This window comes from Pisciglobus halotolerans (assembly GCF_900113675.1).
In the GTDB taxonomy this organism is placed as follows: Bacteria; Bacillota; Bacilli; order Lactobacillales; family Carnobacteriaceae; genus Pisciglobus; species Pisciglobus halotolerans.
The window spans coordinates 1-1,040 of record NZ_FOQE01000088.1; the positions used below are offsets into that span (position 1 = coordinate 1).

Annotated in this window: 2 protein-coding genes; both read left to right on the plus strand. The window is 31.6% G+C overall.

Annotated elements, in window-relative coordinates; translation table 11 throughout:
* The first annotated feature begins 22 nt into the window (after positions 1–22).
* Entirely contained in the window at positions 23–385 is a 363-nt protein-coding gene (locus tag BM057_RS11490; RefSeq protein WP_002341318.1) for an ArsR/SmtB family transcription factor, read from the plus strand.
* A 16-nt stretch (positions 386–401) separates the two neighbouring features.
* Complete coding sequence (locus BM057_RS11495) at positions 402–1,019, plus strand: CadD family cadmium resistance transporter (RefSeq protein ID WP_047389834.1); 618 nt, start codon at positions 402–404, stop codon at positions 1,017–1,019.
* Positions 1,020–1,040: the final 21 nt, after the last annotated feature.

A 1,040-nucleotide genomic window follows, 5' to 3' on the forward strand; every position in this document is an offset into this window, starting at 1 on the left:
GTTTGAATGTGAGGTGAGATGAATGGAAAAAGTTTGCCAAGTGACTATCGTACATAAAGAAAAAGTAAATGTAATAAAAAATAAATTGGATCAAAAAGATTTTTCAAACTTACTTGTGTTAGGGAAATGTTTCAGCGATTCTTCTAGAATTAAAATTTTCTATGCTTTAGAAACCTATAAGGAAATGTGTGTATGTGATTTAGCAGAAATACTTACTGCTAGTGTCGCTACAACGTCACACCATTTACGTTTTTTAAAAAAACATGGAATGGCAAAATCACGTCAAGATGGAAAAGTAGTTTATTACTCTTTAGCGAATGAAGACATCCTTTCCGCTATTCGTGTTTTTTTTAAGTTATCAGAAAATCTATCTATGAAATCTTAGTTTGGAGGAAGTTATTTTGTTACAAAGTATTTTTTCAGCTATCGCTGTTTATATTTCTACCAGTATTGATTATTTGTTTATCTTGCTCATTATCTTTTCTCAAAGCCACACACAAAAAGGTATTCGTCACATTTTTTGGGGTCAATATCTTGGAACAGGTATTTTGGTAGCCGTAAGTTTGTTTGCTGCTTATGTGCTAAATTTTATTCCGCAAGATTGGATCATTGGACTTCTTGGATTAATTCCAATTTATTTAGGTATTCGTGTCGCTGTGATAGGTGAAGAGGAGGAAGAAGAAGAGGAAGTCGTTGAAAAGTTAGAATCTAGAGGAACCAGTTGGTTATTTTGGACTGTCGCCTTAATAACCATTGCGTCAGGTGGCGATAATTTAGGCATTTATATTCCTTACTTTACTTCGTTAGCCTTTTCAGAAATTGTTATTACTTTAATCGTATTTGCTTTCTCTGTTGCAGTTCTTTGCTATGTCAGTTATAAATTAGCAAAAATTTCCTTTGTTTCCGAAACATTAGAAAAATATGAACGAATCATTGTTCCTATAGTGTTTATTGGTTTAGGAATTTATATATTGATCGAAAATGGTACGATTCAAACTTTATTAAGTTTATTTAATTAATAAATAGTTTGACTGTTAGCA

What these genes read in the sequence shown, in the direction of transcription:
- BM057_RS11490 (WP_002341318.1), top strand. Translation starts at nt 23, where the DNA reads ATGGAAAAAGTTTGCCAAGTGACTATCGTACATAAAGAAAAAGTAAAT.